Origin of the sequence: Planktothrix tepida PCC 9214, from assembly GCF_900009145.1 — a bacterium.
Classification (GTDB): Bacteria; Cyanobacteriota; Cyanobacteriia; order Cyanobacteriales; family Microcoleaceae; genus Planktothrix; species Planktothrix tepida.
The window spans coordinates 198,522-213,181 of record NZ_LN889801.1; the positions used below are offsets into that span (position 1 = coordinate 198,522).

Sequence of the window (14,660 nt, forward strand, 5' to 3'; positions counted from 1 at the left end):
GTCTGGTGGTGAACCGTCAATGGAGGCAATCTATCTCTGGGGGTTTAGTCGGTTAAAAGGTTGTTGAATTTCTTTTAACCCAACTAGCCCAGGAGTCCCTGCTTCTAGCAAGGATCAGATGAAATTATTCGCAAGGTTTGAGGTGCAGTGCTTGTTTGAGCGTTGCCAGTTCGTCTCGGTGAGCGGTTACAGTAATTAAACTTTGAGTTTGGTTTCCCTGACCGAGAACAGCATCCAGCTTAAGAGAGACTTTTTCTGGCCGCTTGGCACCTTTCCAATAAAACCACCCCGCCAGGGGCGAAAGCAACACCAGTCCCCAAAACAGTTCGCCAAGGTTGGGAATAGCCATCGATAGAACTAATCCTAAACATAACAGCCCAACGGCCGTTAATAGGGTTAAGAAGATGGCTAGAAACCAACTGGGACGAACTAACCCCTCAAAGGTGATTTGATTGTCTTCCCGATTTAATTTCGTCACACGATAAGCTCGTGCTGCGAAATACTGTTGAATTTGCGTAAGCAAAGAGTCTGCTTCTTGTTCAGCCATTAGCTTTTCCTGCTGTGTTCGATCTTTGGTCGAAGCCCGCACAAAGAAGAATAAGCCAATCGCCAGTAACAAGGTCAACACAAACGTGGAAGGAATTACGGGAATCATCATAGATTAAATTAGTCTAGTTTTAAACGGTCACTCGTCGATGTGTAGTTTACACAAATTTATCTCGACGAGTTGTATATTCATGCCAAAGTCGGGCTAACTCTTGCGCCTGGGTTTTGTATTCAGGTATGATTTGGTACATCCTACGAGGGCGACCTCTACCTTCTACCTTCTGCCAATATCCCGTAATCGTTCCTTGTTTTTCTAGGAACTTCAAGGCACTATAGAGAACCGTATCCGATAATCGATAAGCAGAATACTCTTGTTCTAGTCGTTCAATGAGTTCGGTTCCATAGGAGTCCCCTCGCAGAAAGACAGATAAGATGTAGCAAACCGCCAGTTCTTTATTGAGATAGATAGGCGGGGGTTCTTGGAAAAATTGATAGATCTCTTCAAAGGTCATAAGATTCTCCCGCTTACTCTGAAGCATGATTGATTCACCTAAATTTTAGATAAGGATGAAAATTTTTGACTTCTAGCCTGACTCTATTTATATAATTTATCGCGCCGTGATTCGGGATTTAGTCAATGTGGTCACTATTTTTAGGGATATTGGAGAAAATCAATCACGGTTATTCCCTATAGGTTAACTAAAAACGACAGGTTAAGGTGGTTTTAACGGGACAGGCTCGTTCTGTCAAGGGATTCCCTCTAAGGTCTAATCCGGTTAGGTTGGTCAAGCTTTGCAATGGACGACTATCGGAAACTTTAGTATTATACAAATCTAACGTGATTAATTGAGTTAACGATTGCAAGGGTGCAAGATTTGAAACCGAGGTATTAAACAAGCTGAGGATTTTGAGGTTGGTCAATGCTTGTAAGGGGGTTAAATCGGAAATGGGATTATTTCCAATGTAAAGTTCGGTTAGATTGGTCAGGGTTGCTAAAGGACGCAGATCGGAAATTTGATTATCAAATAAAGTTAATTGGTTGAGATCGGTTAAAGAAGCCAGGGGCGTTAAATCTGCAATTTGATTGTTAAAAAGTAGCAGTTGTTTTAGATGAGTTAAAGAGCTAAGGGGAGTTAAATCAGCAATTTGATTATCATAAAGGGCTAAATAGCTGAGTTTCGTTAAGGGGTGTAGCGGTGTAATATCAGAAATTTGGTTTCCCTGTAAGGATAATTTTTTTAAGGTTACTAAAGATTGCAACGGCGTAATATCTTGAATTTGATTATCAAATAATACTAAACTTTTTAATCGGGTCAAATTTTTAAGCGAGGTTAAATCCGTAATTTTATTCGTATCTAAAATTAAGGTTTCTAGCGCTATTAAGGAAGAAAGAGGGGTCAAATCATGAATTTGATTGACATCTAGTGCTAAGACTTTTAAATTTTTGAGATTAGCCAATGGCGTTAAATCAGAGATTTGATTTCCACTTAAATACAAAAATTGTAGTTGAGAAAAAGAACTTAAGAGGCTTAAATCTTTGATTTGATACCCACTCAAATTTAATTGAATCAGTTGAGATAGAATTTTATTTGCTATTTTACAGTCTTTGGTTTGAGAAATTTCTAATAATAAATCTAGTGTTTTTTGTGTTTCTAAGTTTAAATTATTTTGATTTAAACAAATCGTTTCAAAATTATTTAAAGGTTGTACAGCATTCTCTGAAGCTAAAGCAGGATTTAGGGGTAATAAAAATATTAAAAAATTGAGTGCTATTTTATAGGGATTTATGTTAATAAATTTTATCATGATTTTAATAAAATTTTTGTTTTCAAAAAAACACAATAAAATCAACACTTTATCTTAGAGTTAAACCTTAATCCTCAACCTTAATAATTTGATAACACTCTTCAACAGAAGCCCGATTTTTCATGGCTTCTACCAAGCGATAATAGGTCGTTTCGTGATTTTGAATTAAGGTTTTAGCTTGTAAAATAGCCCAACGTTCTTTAACTTTGGCTTCACTCATCGGACGGTTTAACTGAGTCCAAATTGCGGTAATTTTTTCTCGGTCTTCCTGTCCTCCCTCCGCCTTTTGAAATACTAACGTTTCTGCGGCGATTCCCGCCATCCAAACCGTACAATAACGATCTAAAACCCGTGATGAAAGTTGACCTTGCTGCAATTGTTCCCATAACCGTTGATCAGCAAACTGCACCCCGCCTTGAGCCTTTAATCCCTGTTTGAAAGCTTCCCAACCATTTAACGCATATCCCTGAATGGGAATTTCCATCAAATAGGCGACTAAAAAATGTCCGGCTTCATGGTGTAAAATTCGTTCCCGAGTGGAAGCCGAAGTTCCCGCTAACCAATCTACTAATAAATTAGCACCTTGACCTTGAAATTGAAAAACATCTAATGTCGCAACCCCTAATAAAAAACAAGTTACACTCGCCGGAATAAAAGGCGAAATATTGAAAACCGGACTCAATAACGCCGATAGGGTTATGCAGAAAACACTAATTGCAATCAAGTTTAAACTGGTCGTTCTCATCAGCTTTTCTTCAGCTTTCTGGCTTTATAAAACGTTTCCAAACTCTGGCGATCTCCGACAAACCGCCAATGCCAAGGTTCATAACTCACCCCTTGGGGATTATCTTTAGGAAAGGATAACTCAAAACTATAAAAAGCGGCATTATCTTTTAACCATTGAAAAGCTTGAGTTTGTTCAAAACTGACATTTAAGTTCGTTGAGGGCATATTTCCATCGCCAATATCAATGGCATAACCCGTATGATGTTCACTATATCCCGGAGGCGCGCTTACCTCTGCGCGTTTGGTTGCGACTTGTCCCCGTTGCGCTTTGACTTCAAAAAAGATTCCTTCCTGTTCTTTAACCGTGCGAAAACTGGAAATCGGAACTAAACTCACCCCACTGGCTAAAGCCGCTTGCTCCATTTGCTGATAAGCTTGGGCGGCTGCTTTGCGTAACCGATGACTCCCATCGGGGGTAATACTTTCTAACTCTGCGGCGGGAGCTTCTTCGTAGGGGAGATGGCCCAATAAATTGTCCGGTAAGCTTGGGGAGGCTGTTGGGGACGCGGCGGCGCTTGGAGTTGCTGAAGCAGTGGGAGTAGGTGAAGGGGAAGAAGCCGTAGAACTCTTGGGTTCTGGGGTGGGTTCTAACAGAGGAATATAAGCTTTAGGAGAGAGAATTCCAAATTGATAATTAATGGCTAAAGCCGTACAGAATGCAACGACGGCTAACCCCAACATTTTCCAGAAGAGTCCGGGTCTGGGGGACGGTCGGGAGGAAGCCACGGTCACAACGGGGAGATCTCGTATCGCCTCTGGAATCTCTTCTGTTGATCCATCCACGACAGTTTCGGCTTGTTTAGGCAGACTAGAATTCTTCAACGGCTTCACTCCTGCACATCCATTAAAGGCTGAATTTTATAATACTTCATGTTGACGGCTAACCGTCAACCGTTCATGCTCAACAGTCAACACCTAATCTTTATGTCTCATTCTGTAACTCAACTTCTAACACTTTATGAATGGCTAATAGGTGGCGTTTTAATCGGATGGATTTTAGGTCGGAAATTACCCGCTATTGTTCCCTATTATTTAGGAAAAATTTTATATTGGGCAATTGTTCCGATCGCAATTATGGCATTTTTAAGAAAAGCGGATTTATCCGGTTCGATTTGGATTGCTCCCTTAGTGGCTTGGGCTGCTATTTTCCTCGGTGCTGGATTAGCTTGGATGGGGTTACATTGGCAAAGCCGTATTCCTAAATTCAATATTTTACCCCAATCTTTACCTGCTCAAGGCAGTTTTTTATTAGCTTCAATGGTGGGGAATACGGGATATATTGGTTTTCCGGTTAGTTTAGCCTTAGTCGGCCCCCAATATTTCGGTTGGGCGGTGTTTTATGATGGACTAGGAACGGTCATTGGCGCCTATGGATTAGGCGTGGCTTTAGCGGCAAGATTTGGAATGGGAAAACAAGACCCTTGGCAATTAGTTGCAGTATCATTAACGAACCCGGCTTTAATTAGTATGGTGATCGGTTTAATGGTACGAAATATTCCGGTAGCTGATCCGATTGAACAGGGATTAAAGGGAATTGCTTGGGGTAGTGTTGCGTTAACATTAGTCTTGATGGGAATGCGTTTAAGTCAGCTTCATTCTTGGCGCTATTTTCAAACTGCCTCTGTAAGTTTAGGAATTAAAATGTTAATTGTACCTTTGGCATTAGGCTATGGATTAATGCTATTGGGATTAACCGGATCTCCTTTATTAGTTTTAGTGCTTCAAATGGCAACTCCTCCCGCTTTTGCAACCTTAGTTTTAGCTGAAGCCTTTAATTTAGATCGGGAATTAGCGGTTACAAATTTAGCGATGGGTTCTACACTCTTATTATTAACCTTACCTCTGTGGTTATTTTTATTTGGTTAATAAAATTTAGAATGGGGGTTTCTTACTGGGCTTTGGTCTGTCCCCAATACTCGATATAAGAAGTAAAATTTAATCTAAAGTTCTGGAAGCACTAAGCTGAAAAAGCCTATGGAGTGAGAGGATAACGTCACTGGATCATCTGAAGTACGGGAGAACCTCTTTTGTAGTATTTTACTTTTACCTATTTCCTATCGAAATTGGGTTAAAGTAAAGTAATTTAAACTTTAACGAGAGTTTAACTTTTGTGGTATAAAGGCTAAGTAAGGTTAAAATCCCGTGCGTTCCTAACTAGGAATACCCATTTTCATATTTTGAATTGAGATCATGTCGAAACCCAAAATTATTCAAATTGAACCCTGGATTGATGAAAGTGAACTGGTGCAACTTAAACGAGTGATTGAATCGACTTATCTGACCGAGCATAAAATTACCCAAGAATTTGAAGAAGGGATTAAAAGTTTAACGGGAGCAAAATATGCGATCGCTACATCCAATGGAACCACCGCGTTATATTGTGGATTAAAAGCATTAGGGATTGGTTTTGGGGACGAAGTTTTGGTTCCTGATTTAACCTTTGTTGCGTCTTCTAATGCCATTATTATGACCGGAGCAACACCGATATTTTGTGATATTGAAAAAGATAACTTGGGTATAGATATTAGAGAAGCTGAAGCGTTAATAACTGAACGAACAAAAGCCATTATGCCTGTTCATTTATATGGACAAAGTGCAGACATGGAAAAAATTATTGAGTTTGCTACTCGTCACCATTTAAAAGTTATTGAAGATGCCGCTCAATCGATTGGGGTACAGTTTAAAGGGGAGCATATTGGGCTTCGGGGAGATGTGAGTGCCATTTCTTTTTATGGGAATAAAACCATTACCTGTGGTGAAGGCGGCATTATTTTAACCAATAGTGATATTATTGCTCAATCCTGTCGTCGTCTTAAAAATCACGGTCGAGATCATCGGGGAACCTTTGTACATGAACATATTGGGTTTAACTTTTCGATTACGGAAATGCAATCTGCAATTGGAGTTGCTCAGTTACAAAAATTACCTGCCATTATTCAACGCAAACAAGAGATTTATGATCGCTATGTAGCCGGACTAAAAGATATTCCTGAACTGCAAATTATGCCAATTGATTCGCGTTGCGAACCTGTTCATTGGTTTACCTCCTGTTATACCAATCAACGGGCTGAATTAGCCGATTATTTAGCGGAAAATGGCATTCAAACGCGGCGATTTTTCTGTCCATTACATTTACAACCTTGTTATCAAAATCAAGAATGGATGAATCCTGAGCGAAATTATCCTATTAGTGCCCAAGCTTATGAACGGGGCATTTCTTTACCTTCATCTTATGGATTGAAACCGGAAGAACAAAATTATGTGATTGAAAAGATCCGTGAATTTTATTCGGGATCATGAAGGATTATCTTCAATCTTTAGAGGCGGTTATTAATCAATTAACTGGGATTTCTCAAGGGGAAAAACTCGCTCAAGCCTTGATCAAGGATGACAGTTTGATTGATTGGGTAACACCGCAACAAGTCGAAAATATTACTCAAATTCAGGTAACAGCAGGTTATGGCCCGCAAAATTTAGAGGGAGAACTGATTGATACGGATTTTGACACCTATTTAAAAACGGTAATTCAGCCTCAAATTAGCAACGGGATCATCACTGATGGTACTAATCCTAACGACTATGATGATCGTAAAATTCGCTGGTCAGGAGGTGAGATTGCGGGTTATTGGAAACGAGAAGAAGAACGGCTAATCTTAGAGGTGGGGCCAACGACTTATCCCCGTTATCATCAAGATTGTTCTCGGTCTAAACTAGAAGCGTTAAAATTAATGTTGAAGGGGTTACAAATTTATCAAGATCCCTTTGTTTATTTTGCTAGGGCTTTAGCGGTTACTGTGATTCCCATTACCGCCCAAGGTACGGTTTATATTGGGGAACGTGTTGGCAATATTGATCGTCCTGGGTTCCTTAATTTTGTAGCAGGTTTGGCGACATTTAACGAACAAATTGAGCAGATTAATTTTTATCAAGATGCTCAACGAGAATTAAAAGAAGAAGCCAGGATTGATTTGCCATTAGATAAAAGTAATACTCGTTTAATTGGGATGGCGGGAAATCCATTTACCAGCGAAACCGATTTAGTTTTTGCTGTGAATACGGGGATAGATGAAAATCATTTTAAATCTCAGGGTTGGGAAGAACATTTAAGCTTTGTTCGTTTAAGTAATAAAACTGAGGCGGAAAATTTACTCTATGAGGGAATTTTACCCGGACAAAACGATAAAAAAGAAATAATTTATGCGTCTCGTTTCGCTTTGAAATATCTGATTGATGATCATTTTTAACTTTTCTCAGCCCCTTGACCCGTTTTAGCAATATAAATTCCCAGGAGAATCAGGATAAAAGCTAGACAGTTAACGATTCCTAAATGTTCAGCAAAGATTATCCAAGCTAAAATCGCGGTAATCACAGGTTCTAAGAGCAAAAATACAGTCACAAATCCAAAAGATAGGCAAAATAAAGCAATAAATAATAAAATTAAATTCAGGGGTTTGGTTAGAACATTAGGCAGCTTTTGTTCTAGTAATATTATTTTGCTGGTGGTCATCAAAGTAGAGTTTGAGGAAAGGAGAAAATGGGCATAATCTGGGTTAATAACGTCTAGGACTGCTGAGATCACGATTCTGTCATGATTTATTAAGATTAACTCCGATCAGCAGAAAATAACCGAGTTTACGTTTTTTTCATTATATGCTAAAATTCTATTCTTAGCAATCCAACCATTAAACCATAGGGACTTAAAGATAAGACAATGACATCTATTGAATTTCTCTCACCCATCTTCTCCGTTGCTAACTTACCCCTTTTAAGCCAATTAGATGCTTTACCTTCTATCTCGTCTAACTGGCTATTTCTCGTGGTTGTAGTCGTTCTGGTTTTACTGGTTTATTTTTTAAATAAAAATCAAGTAAAAGCCGTTCAAAATATCTCTGAACAAGCTCTACAAATTCAAAGTAAAGTTATCGATCAGGTTCAAGACCAGACTACAGAAATGGCTGCTGTGGCTCAAGAAAAAATCAATCTAATTCTTGAGGAATATCAAAAATTTCTCCCTTATGCAGAACAATTGGGATTGAAAGTAGATAGTTTTAGTATTGAAGCTGGAGTTTTGCCACAAATTAAAACTTCTTTGCGAGGATCGATTGATAACATCAAAAATGAGATGATTGAAAAGATTAAGTTAGAAAACAGCAATAATAAATTGTTGGTTGCTGTTCTCAACGCTATTTTATTAGCGAAGAAATGTAATGATAAGCTGGAAAGCGTTTATATTTCGATTTTTAAAGATATCATTATTGATATCAAATTAGGGCTGCCTCCTGCTATTTCCGTTCGGTTTCAATAGGGCTAATCCGTTAACTCTCCCTGAGATAACACTCACCATCTAGGTTTTAGGGAGAGTTAGTAATCCTGATCTTGTTTGTTGTCGCCAACAGTAAGATTGATACTCCAAAGGGAAGAGATACCCGATTAATTAAATGACGCTCAAACCCAAATAATAACGTTAATATTTTATTAATCAATAGGGGAGGTAAAGCTTGTTCATTCCCGCCTTTATTCAATAAATTTTGCAGCCGTCCGACTCCAGCAATTAAAGGAAATAAGATAAAATTAAAATAATTAACAGTATTAATTTTATATCCGGCAGAACTGACAATGAAACGTAAATTTTCTAACGTGTATCTGCGTTTATGATGAAGCAATTCATCTCGTTTAGTCCACAGCCAAGGAAAGGCTGGAACTGTAATTAATAAATAGCCAGAGGGTTTAAGTTTTGTCGATAAGGCTTGTAAAGAAGCTTGATCTTCTTGCAAATGTTCCAAAACATCTAACAACACGATGAGATCAAACTTTTGATCAGGAAAGGGAAGATGATTCGGTAAACAACCGGGTTCAATTTTTCCGATTTGAAGGGTACTGGCAAAAGTTCGGGCATCCTCATCTAATTCCATCCCATAAACTTGTCCATAACGACTGAGTAACGCTAAATTGCCGCCCGTCCCACACCCCGCTTCAAAAATTTCGGCATCTTTCGGTAAATTTAATCTTTTCAGCACTTGTTCAATAATAGAGCGACGGGCTACAAACCACCAATGTTTGTCTTCGACCTCCATCATTTCTTGATACATTTGAGATTCCATTTCTACATCCCCCATTGAGGTTAAAACTTGTACTTATTGTACTAATACTTGTTGCTCAACTTTGCTATTAGAATCTTCGGGTGTTTCTGGCAGAAAACCATTAGATTGTAAAGCATAGAGGACGCGATAATGGCTATTAGAATTAGCTAATAAAGTTTCTTGGCTTCCTTCCTCAATAATCTTACCCTGAGAAAAAACTAAAATACGGTCAACGGCTTGGATCGTAGAAAGTCTATGGGCAATAATAATTGTTGTGCGCCCCGCCATCAGATTATTAAGTGCTTTTTGAATCAGAATTTCGGAAACAGAATCTAAACTACTGGTGGCTTCATCCAGAATCAGAATAGGGGAATTGATCAAAATGGCGCGAGCGATCGCAATTCGTTGGTGCTCACCCCCGGAAAGTTTAGTTCCCCGCTCACCCACTTGGGTTTCATAACCCTCCGGTAGGCCCATAATAAAGTCATGAGCATAAGCTTGGCGGGCGGCTTGTTCAATTTCATCTTGTGTCGCATCCGGTTTACCATAACCAATATTTTCCGCAATCGAGCGATGGAATAGAATGGGCTCTTGGGGCACAACGGCGATCGCAGACCGTAAACTTTGCTTGGTTATATTTTGAATATTCTGACCATCAATGGTGATCTGACCATTTTCGATATCGTAGAGGCGCTGAAGTAATTTCATAAAGGTACTTTTGCCACTTCCTGAATGTCCCACCAAAGCCACTTTTTCACCCCCAGCAATGGTGACAGACAAATTTTCATAGATGGGTGTGGTTTGATTTTTATACCGAAATGTCACCTGATCAAACGCAATTGATCCGTCCTTAATTTCTAACGCAACGGCTTCTGGACTGTCTACAATTTGGGCATCGACTTCATCCAAATTGATCAATCCTTGAAGATCAATCATGGATTTTTGTAGCAAGCGAAGATCATTTCCAACGGTGGTCATTTGACCTTGCGCCATCTGAAAACTGGTGAGAATAGTAATCACATCCCCAGGGGTGCGAATGCCTTTAAACCATAACCAAATGGAAAGACCAATAATGACCACTTCCATCACCCAAAGTAAAAGATTTTGGGCTGAAAAAGCCGTTTCAATTCGCCACCACACTCGTTGACTTTTATCTCGCCAGGTTTCTGCTATTTCTTCAAATTTTTGGCTTTCATAATCTTCGGTAGCAAAAAACTTAACCACACTGTTACAGATAACAACATCCGATAAACTACCATTGAGATCCGTATCTATTTGATTAAATTCTTCAAAACCTTGAGCTAAATAATGAGTTGATAAATTATAAGTGACCAACAAGAATAATCCGAAACCTACAAATCCAGTTACTCCAATCCAAAAACCATTAATAAAAAAAATAACAATTAAAGAAACCATCATCAAGAGGCTGGGATAAACTGACATCGATAAGGTATTACTTAACTGGTCAAATCCCCAAATTCCTCGGTTAATATTTCTAATCACACTCCCAGAAAAATTATCAATATGCCATTCTGTACTGAAATGTTGGACTTTATCAAAAGATTCAGTGATAATTTTCTTCATCACTTGTGTCGCCGTATTACTTAGCACCGCAGCCGCACCAATTCGGCAAAGATAAGAAGTAAGTTTAGCTGCACCTAGATACGCACAAATAAAGACGGGTACTGTCCATGTCTCTATGGAATAACTAAAACTATTAACTAACTTCCCCGTCAAAACCGGAACTAACGCTTGTAAAATTGTCTGAACTGTCATCAAAAACAGCAACAATAAAATAGCATAGCGATATTCAGAACAGTAACGCCAAATAAACTTTAAAGTTAAGACAAAACTAGATTTTAAAGGTTGATTTTCCATTGGCTTTTCAAGATTGCTTACTGTTTTACAGTAACCTTAATATATCATATTATAGATGATAGCATCAAGATTAAACCAGACAAAATTCTCTCAGGATCAGTCAATATGGGAATATTAAGGTTGTATTTAGCGTTATGCGTTGTAGCTGCTCATGTATCATTGGATATTAATCCTAATGGTTTAGAAAATCAATCCCATCTTGTATTTCCGTGGGTTATGCTTGATGGTGCTGAAGCCGTAGAAATATTTTTTATGATTTCGGGTTTTTATATGGCAATGATTTTACCTAAATATTCTAATGTAGTCGAATTTTATTGGAGCAGATTTTTGCGGATTTTTATTCCCTATTGGTTAATTGGTAGCCTGATTATAACCGTTAGTTTAATATTCGGTATTGTGTGGGGAGAATGGTTAGAATTAGAGCCATTTGTCAATTTTTCCTTTTCAGACAATAGTATAGTTAATGTATTATTAATAAGTTTTGCAACTTTTTCTAATTTAATCATTTTATTTCAGAACTGGTTTATTGTTTTAAACTATGATTTACCTTCATCATTCGGTATTAGTCCTAATATTTTCGAGACTCAGTATCCTCTGGTTGAATATTTACTTGACCCTGTTGCCTGGTCAATGGCTATTGAATTAATATTTTATTTTTTAGCTCCACGCATCGTAAAATTCAGTAACAAAAAACTATTTCTATATTTGTTATTCTCTTTAACAATCCGTATTCTTTTCTATCAATACATGGGATTTAACAATTGGCTTCATCATTTTTTTCTGTTTGCATTTTCATTGTTTGCCCTAGGAATTTTTAGCTTTAGGTTGTATTCAAGCTGGTTAATTAAATTAAAAAATTTTCTACCTGAAAACTTACAAATTAGCAATCAATATTACATTCTATATTTTGGGTTCGTTTGGTTTATTCTTTGGCTGATAAACTTAGGGATCTTGCAAATCGGAAAACTGACTAATATGAATTATGCTTATTTGATTTCTCATTTAGGTTGGATGATAATCATTCCTCTATTATTTCATTTAACTCTTAACAATTCAATAGACAGATATATTGGAAATCTCTCCTATCCTATTTATTTGACCCATACAATATCAATTTATATTGGGCTAATAATAGTATCTCATTTTAAAATATCGATTCTTTGGTTAGGAACAATTAGTATATTACTGAGTCTTTTAGCTTCAGTTATTATCATTCATGTTTTAATTAATCCCTTAGAAAAGCACAGGTATACATTAGCGAATATCCTATCTCAGAAAAAGCAAAGCGTGAGCCTTTATTTATTGAGTCTTTTTACGGTTAAGTATTGAGTGGATATAGCAATCTTATTTAAGTTGTATCCAAAATTAGGATAAAATTTAGCAAAGTAGTTACAAATCCCACGGTTTTACCAATGTTCTTCCCGTTGAAGTTCCTTCCAAAAATAGATCGGTTTGATTTGATGTAAAATTGGTAAGGCTGTCCTTAAAGCTGCTAGTTTTTCACCGTGATCGTATAGACAGAAGGCAAAATAAAATAAAGCATAATTCCTAGCAATGCTTCGTTGTACAACAGCATCCTGTTGTAAATTCAGGTAGGGAGGAATATTATTTTTAGAAGAGATTGACGACTTAATTTGTGAGGGTTGAGCCGTTTTTTGATAGAGATCAAAATAAATTTTAGCTAAGTCTTTATAAGTATCTTTCCAAGTCCAATATTGGCGGATTTCTTGAAGTAAAGCTTGGGCTCTCTCTTGGGCAATATGAGGATTTTCCATATTATCCATGATCGCTTCTGCTATTTCTTGACTCTCGAATCCAGACAACAGTTTACCAAAGCCCGGTTTGGTTAAAAGTTCTGGAGCAATACCGACGGGAGTAGAGATAACAGGAATTCCGCAAGCCCCCGCTTCCAGAAGGGTTAACGGCCCTCCTTCGATGCGTGAGGTGATCAAATAAAGATCGAGTTGATGATAGTATTTCGGCACATCTTCTCGCGGTACACTAACTTTATAGGTGACGGGACAACCCAGATCTCTTAACACGGGGACTAAATTTTTCCATCCATAACCCATAATTAAAAAACTGGGTTTGTATCCCGACTCAACCATAATTTTTGCCGCTTCTAACAAGAGTCTACTGCCTTTGCGATCGCTTCGACTATTCGGGCGTTGAGTTCCGAAAAAACCAATTACAAAATGATCACGCGGCTTTTGATTGAGAATCGGAAAAAATACGTTTGTATCTACTCCATTCAATAAAAGACTGGTGGTTGTTTTTCCTGATGTGATCTGTTGTACCTCTGATTCTAAAAATCTAGCAACATAAAATAAGTGGCTAACTAACTCTAAATGTTGGGGTATTTCTTTAAAGTTCCAATGGTGATAGCTACTAATAATGGGGCGAATATTAGCAGCTTTTTTAATCTGTTCATAGGAGAAGGATTGAACATCCAGAACAAAATGAACCAAGTCCACACATTCTAACATTTCAGGACAGGTATCCATCATTTCGATATATTGATTCATATAAACCCATAAAACTTCAATGCCTTGAGGTTCTACAACCTTAATGGCTTCTACTGCTAATATTTCCAAACTACTATAAGGCAAGTTAATCACGAAAAGGATTCTCATAAATCTGTCTTTATTCAATAAATTTAGGCAAAATTTATCTTAGCGGTTTTTTATCAAAAGTCAAGGTATGGGTCATTTTATAGAGAATCGAATTATATCCCAAAAGATGAAATACCTGCTCATTTTCTGGGATCCCTCTCAAATGATCAATAAGAGTTACAATACTTTGGTATAATTGACTGACCAATAACAGCAAGAAAAGCGTATTGAGAAACGGAGTGACGACAGTTTACGCCCGTTGATTTAGATTCTTGCATCCAGAGAAAAAGGATTTATGGGAATGGAATCAAAGTTGATTGTGGCTTCGGGAATGATGAGATCAGGAAGCACTTGGTTATATAACGCGACTCGCCTTGTGCTTTCTAGTTCGCCTACCATTAAAAATAATTTAACTTGTGGATGGTCAGGAGATTGGAAGTATAAAAAAATCCCAGAGAAAGAATATACACTGATCAAAATCCATGATTTTGTTCAATCCATTGCCGATCAAGCTACATTAATCGTATATTCCTATCGAGATATTCGAGATGCAATGGCGAGTAATTGGAGAGCATTTGGAGATTCCCCGACGGTTGAATTTGCGGATTATCTGATCCAAATGCACGAACAATGGATTAATGTGGCAGATTTAGTTGTCCCTTACCACAGAATTTTGACTGGCAAGAATAGTATTATTGAAGAATTAGCTCAACTTTGCGCGGTGGGTTCTGTGAATGCGTCGGCTATTGTTGATGAAATTGATAATTTATCTTACGAAAGTGAAGGAGATAGAGATGAGGTTCACCACAAAACTAACCTCTTTCATAGTAATCATATTACCGATGGCAGGAATGGTTATTGGGTGAATTATTTAGATCCAGATTTAGTTCAACAAATCGAGATGAAATATCGAGATTGGTTTGAAAAATACGGTTATGCTGCTTCAGAATAA

The 14,660-nt window shown here is 37.7% G+C and carries 15 protein-coding genes; 6 read left to right on the forward strand and 9 right to left on the reverse strand.

The genetic code is table 11. The features are described from left to right. Nucleotides 1-124: 124 nt before the first annotated feature. The 5 genes from PL9214_RS13680 to PL9214_RS13700 all read right to left on the reverse strand — a co-directional run bounded on the left by PL9214_RS13680 (nt 125) and on the right by PL9214_RS13700 (nt 3,960). Nucleotides 125-658 carry a cofactor assembly of complex C subunit B gene (locus PL9214_RS13680; RefSeq protein ID WP_072719357.1) on the reverse strand — a complete coding sequence of 178 codons (534 nt, stop codon included), beginning with the start codon at nt 656-658 and terminating at the stop codon, nt 125-127. Between the two features lie 46 nt (nt 659-704). Beyond that, on the reverse strand, nt 705-1,058 hold the full coding sequence (locus PL9214_RS13685; protein ID WP_072719358.1) for a PadR family transcriptional regulator: 354 nt from the start codon (nt 1,056-1,058) through the stop codon (nt 705-707). 187 nt (nt 1,059-1,245) lie between these two features. After that, a complete protein-coding gene (locus PL9214_RS13690) occupies nt 1,246-2,352 on the reverse strand; it encodes a leucine-rich repeat domain-containing protein (RefSeq protein ID WP_083580021.1) in 1,107 nt (368 codons plus the stop codon). 67 nt (nt 2,353-2,419) lie between these two features. Beyond that, nucleotides 2,420-3,097, reverse strand: coding sequence for an ATP-dependent Zn protease (locus tag PL9214_RS13695; RefSeq protein WP_072719359.1), 678 nt, complete (start codon nt 3,095-3,097; stop codon nt 2,420-2,422). Further along, entirely contained in the window at nt 3,097-3,960 is an 864-nt protein-coding gene (locus PL9214_RS13700; RefSeq protein ID WP_072719360.1) for a M15 family metallopeptidase, read from the reverse strand. The genes PL9214_RS13695 and PL9214_RS13700 overlap by 1 nt, the downstream gene beginning before the upstream one ends. 102 nt (nt 3,961-4,062) lie before the next feature. Here PL9214_RS13700 and PL9214_RS13705 point away from each other — a divergent pair, with 102 nt between their 5' ends. The 3 genes from PL9214_RS13705 (at nt 4,063) to PL9214_RS13715 (ending at nt 7,382) form a co-directional block, all read left to right on the forward strand. Beyond that, nucleotides 4,063-5,004, forward strand: a complete 942-nt coding sequence (locus tag PL9214_RS13705) for an AEC family transporter (RefSeq protein ID WP_072719466.1) — start codon at nt 4,063-4,065, stop codon at nt 5,002-5,004. A gap of 324 nt (nt 5,005-5,328) precedes the next feature. Then, nucleotides 5,329-6,438 carry a DegT/DnrJ/EryC1/StrS family aminotransferase gene (locus PL9214_RS13710; RefSeq protein ID WP_083580010.1) on the forward strand — a complete coding sequence of 370 codons (1,110 nt, stop codon included), beginning with the start codon at nt 5,329-5,331 and terminating at the stop codon, nt 6,436-6,438. After that, nucleotides 6,435-7,382, forward strand: a complete 948-nt coding sequence (locus tag PL9214_RS13715) for an NUDIX hydrolase (protein WP_072719361.1) — start codon at nt 6,435-6,437, stop codon at nt 7,380-7,382. The genes PL9214_RS13710 and PL9214_RS13715 overlap by 4 nt, the downstream gene beginning before the upstream one ends. On the opposite strand, the gene PL9214_RS13720 is transcribed toward PL9214_RS13715, so the two are convergent. Next, nucleotides 7,379-7,645: an EamA family transporter gene (locus PL9214_RS13720; protein WP_072719362.1), complete on the reverse strand. Its 267-nt coding sequence runs from the start codon at nt 7,643-7,645 to the stop codon at nt 7,379-7,381. The genes PL9214_RS13715 and PL9214_RS13720 overlap by 4 nt on opposite strands. Nucleotides 7,646-7,849: 204 nt before the next feature. Between PL9214_RS13720 and PL9214_RS13725 the strand changes: the two genes are divergently transcribed. Then, complete coding sequence (locus PL9214_RS13725; RefSeq protein ID WP_083580011.1) at nt 7,850-8,443, forward strand: hypothetical protein; 594 nt, start codon at nt 7,850-7,852, stop codon at nt 8,441-8,443. 46 nt (nt 8,444-8,489) lie between these two features. Here PL9214_RS13725 and PL9214_RS13730 read toward each other — a convergent pair whose 3' ends face one another. Both PL9214_RS13730 and PL9214_RS13735 read right to left on the reverse strand, forming a co-directional pair. Continuing rightward, nucleotides 8,490-9,239: a class I SAM-dependent methyltransferase gene (locus PL9214_RS13730; protein WP_072719363.1), complete on the reverse strand. Its 750-nt coding sequence runs from the start codon at nt 9,237-9,239 to the stop codon at nt 8,490-8,492. A 33-nt stretch (nt 9,240-9,272) separates the two neighbouring features. After that, nucleotides 9,273-11,096, reverse strand: a complete 1,824-nt coding sequence (locus tag PL9214_RS13735) for an ABC transporter ATP-binding protein (protein ID WP_072719364.1) — start codon at nt 11,094-11,096, stop codon at nt 9,273-9,275. 105 nt (nt 11,097-11,201) lie between these two features. Here PL9214_RS13735 and PL9214_RS13740 point away from each other — a divergent pair, with 105 nt between their 5' ends. Next, entirely contained in the window at nt 11,202-12,425 is a 1,224-nt protein-coding gene (locus PL9214_RS13740; protein WP_139295053.1) for an acyltransferase family protein, read from the forward strand. Nucleotides 12,426-12,502: 77 nt separating this feature from the next. Here the strand turns inward: PL9214_RS13740 and PL9214_RS13745 are convergent, their stop codons facing one another. After that, nucleotides 12,503-13,714, reverse strand: a complete 1,212-nt coding sequence (locus tag PL9214_RS13745; RefSeq protein WP_072719366.1) for a glycosyltransferase family 4 protein — start codon at nt 13,712-13,714, stop codon at nt 12,503-12,505. 295 nt (nt 13,715-14,009) lie between these two features. On the opposite strand from PL9214_RS13745, the gene PL9214_RS13750 reads away from it, so the two are divergent. Next, the gene (locus PL9214_RS13750; RefSeq protein ID WP_139295054.1) at nt 14,010-14,660 is read left to right on the forward strand and encodes a sulfotransferase family protein; all 651 of its coding nucleotides are present in this window, start codon (nt 14,010-14,012) and stop codon (nt 14,658-14,660) included.

What these genes read in the sequence shown, in the direction of transcription:
- PL9214_RS13725 (WP_083580011.1), top strand. Translation starts at nt 7,850, where the DNA reads ATGACATCTATTGAATTTCTCTCACCCATCTTCTCCGTTGCTAACTTA.
- PL9214_RS13750 (WP_139295054.1), top strand. Translation starts at nt 14,010, where the DNA reads ATGGAATCAAAGTTGATTGTGGCTTCGGGAATGATGAGATCAGGAAGC.
- PL9214_RS13715 (WP_072719361.1), top strand. Translation starts at nt 6,435, where the DNA reads ATGAAGGATTATCTTCAATCTTTAGAGGCGGTTATTAATCAATTAACT.
- PL9214_RS13720 (WP_072719362.1), bottom strand. Translation starts at nt 7,645, where the DNA reads ATGACCACCAGCAAAATAATATTACTAGAACAAAAGCTGCCTAATGTT.
- PL9214_RS13705 (WP_072719466.1), top strand. Translation starts at nt 4,063, where the DNA reads ATGTCTCATTCTGTAACTCAACTTCTAACACTTTATGAATGGCTAATA.
- PL9214_RS13690 (WP_083580021.1), bottom strand. Translation starts at nt 2,352, where the DNA reads ATGATAAAATTTATTAACATAAATCCCTATAAAATAGCACTCAATTTT.
- PL9214_RS13730 (WP_072719363.1), bottom strand. Translation starts at nt 9,239, where the DNA reads ATGGAATCTCAAATGTATCAAGAAATGATGGAGGTCGAAGACAAACAT.
- PL9214_RS13695 (WP_072719359.1), bottom strand. Translation starts at nt 3,097, where the DNA reads ATGAGAACGACCAGTTTAAACTTGATTGCAATTAGTGTTTTCTGCATA.
- PL9214_RS13735 (WP_072719364.1), bottom strand. Translation starts at nt 11,096, where the DNA reads ATGGAAAATCAACCTTTAAAATCTAGTTTTGTCTTAACTTTAAAGTTT.
- PL9214_RS13740 (WP_139295053.1), top strand. Translation starts at nt 11,202, where the DNA reads ATGGGAATATTAAGGTTGTATTTAGCGTTATGCGTTGTAGCTGCTCAT.
- PL9214_RS13685 (WP_072719358.1), bottom strand. Translation starts at nt 1,058, where the DNA reads ATGACCTTTGAAGAGATCTATCAATTTTTCCAAGAACCCCCGCCTATC.
- PL9214_RS13680 (WP_072719357.1), bottom strand. Translation starts at nt 658, where the DNA reads ATGATGATTCCCGTAATTCCTTCCACGTTTGTGTTGACCTTGTTACTG.
- PL9214_RS13710 (WP_083580010.1), top strand. Translation starts at nt 5,329, where the DNA reads ATGTCGAAACCCAAAATTATTCAAATTGAACCCTGGATTGATGAAAGT.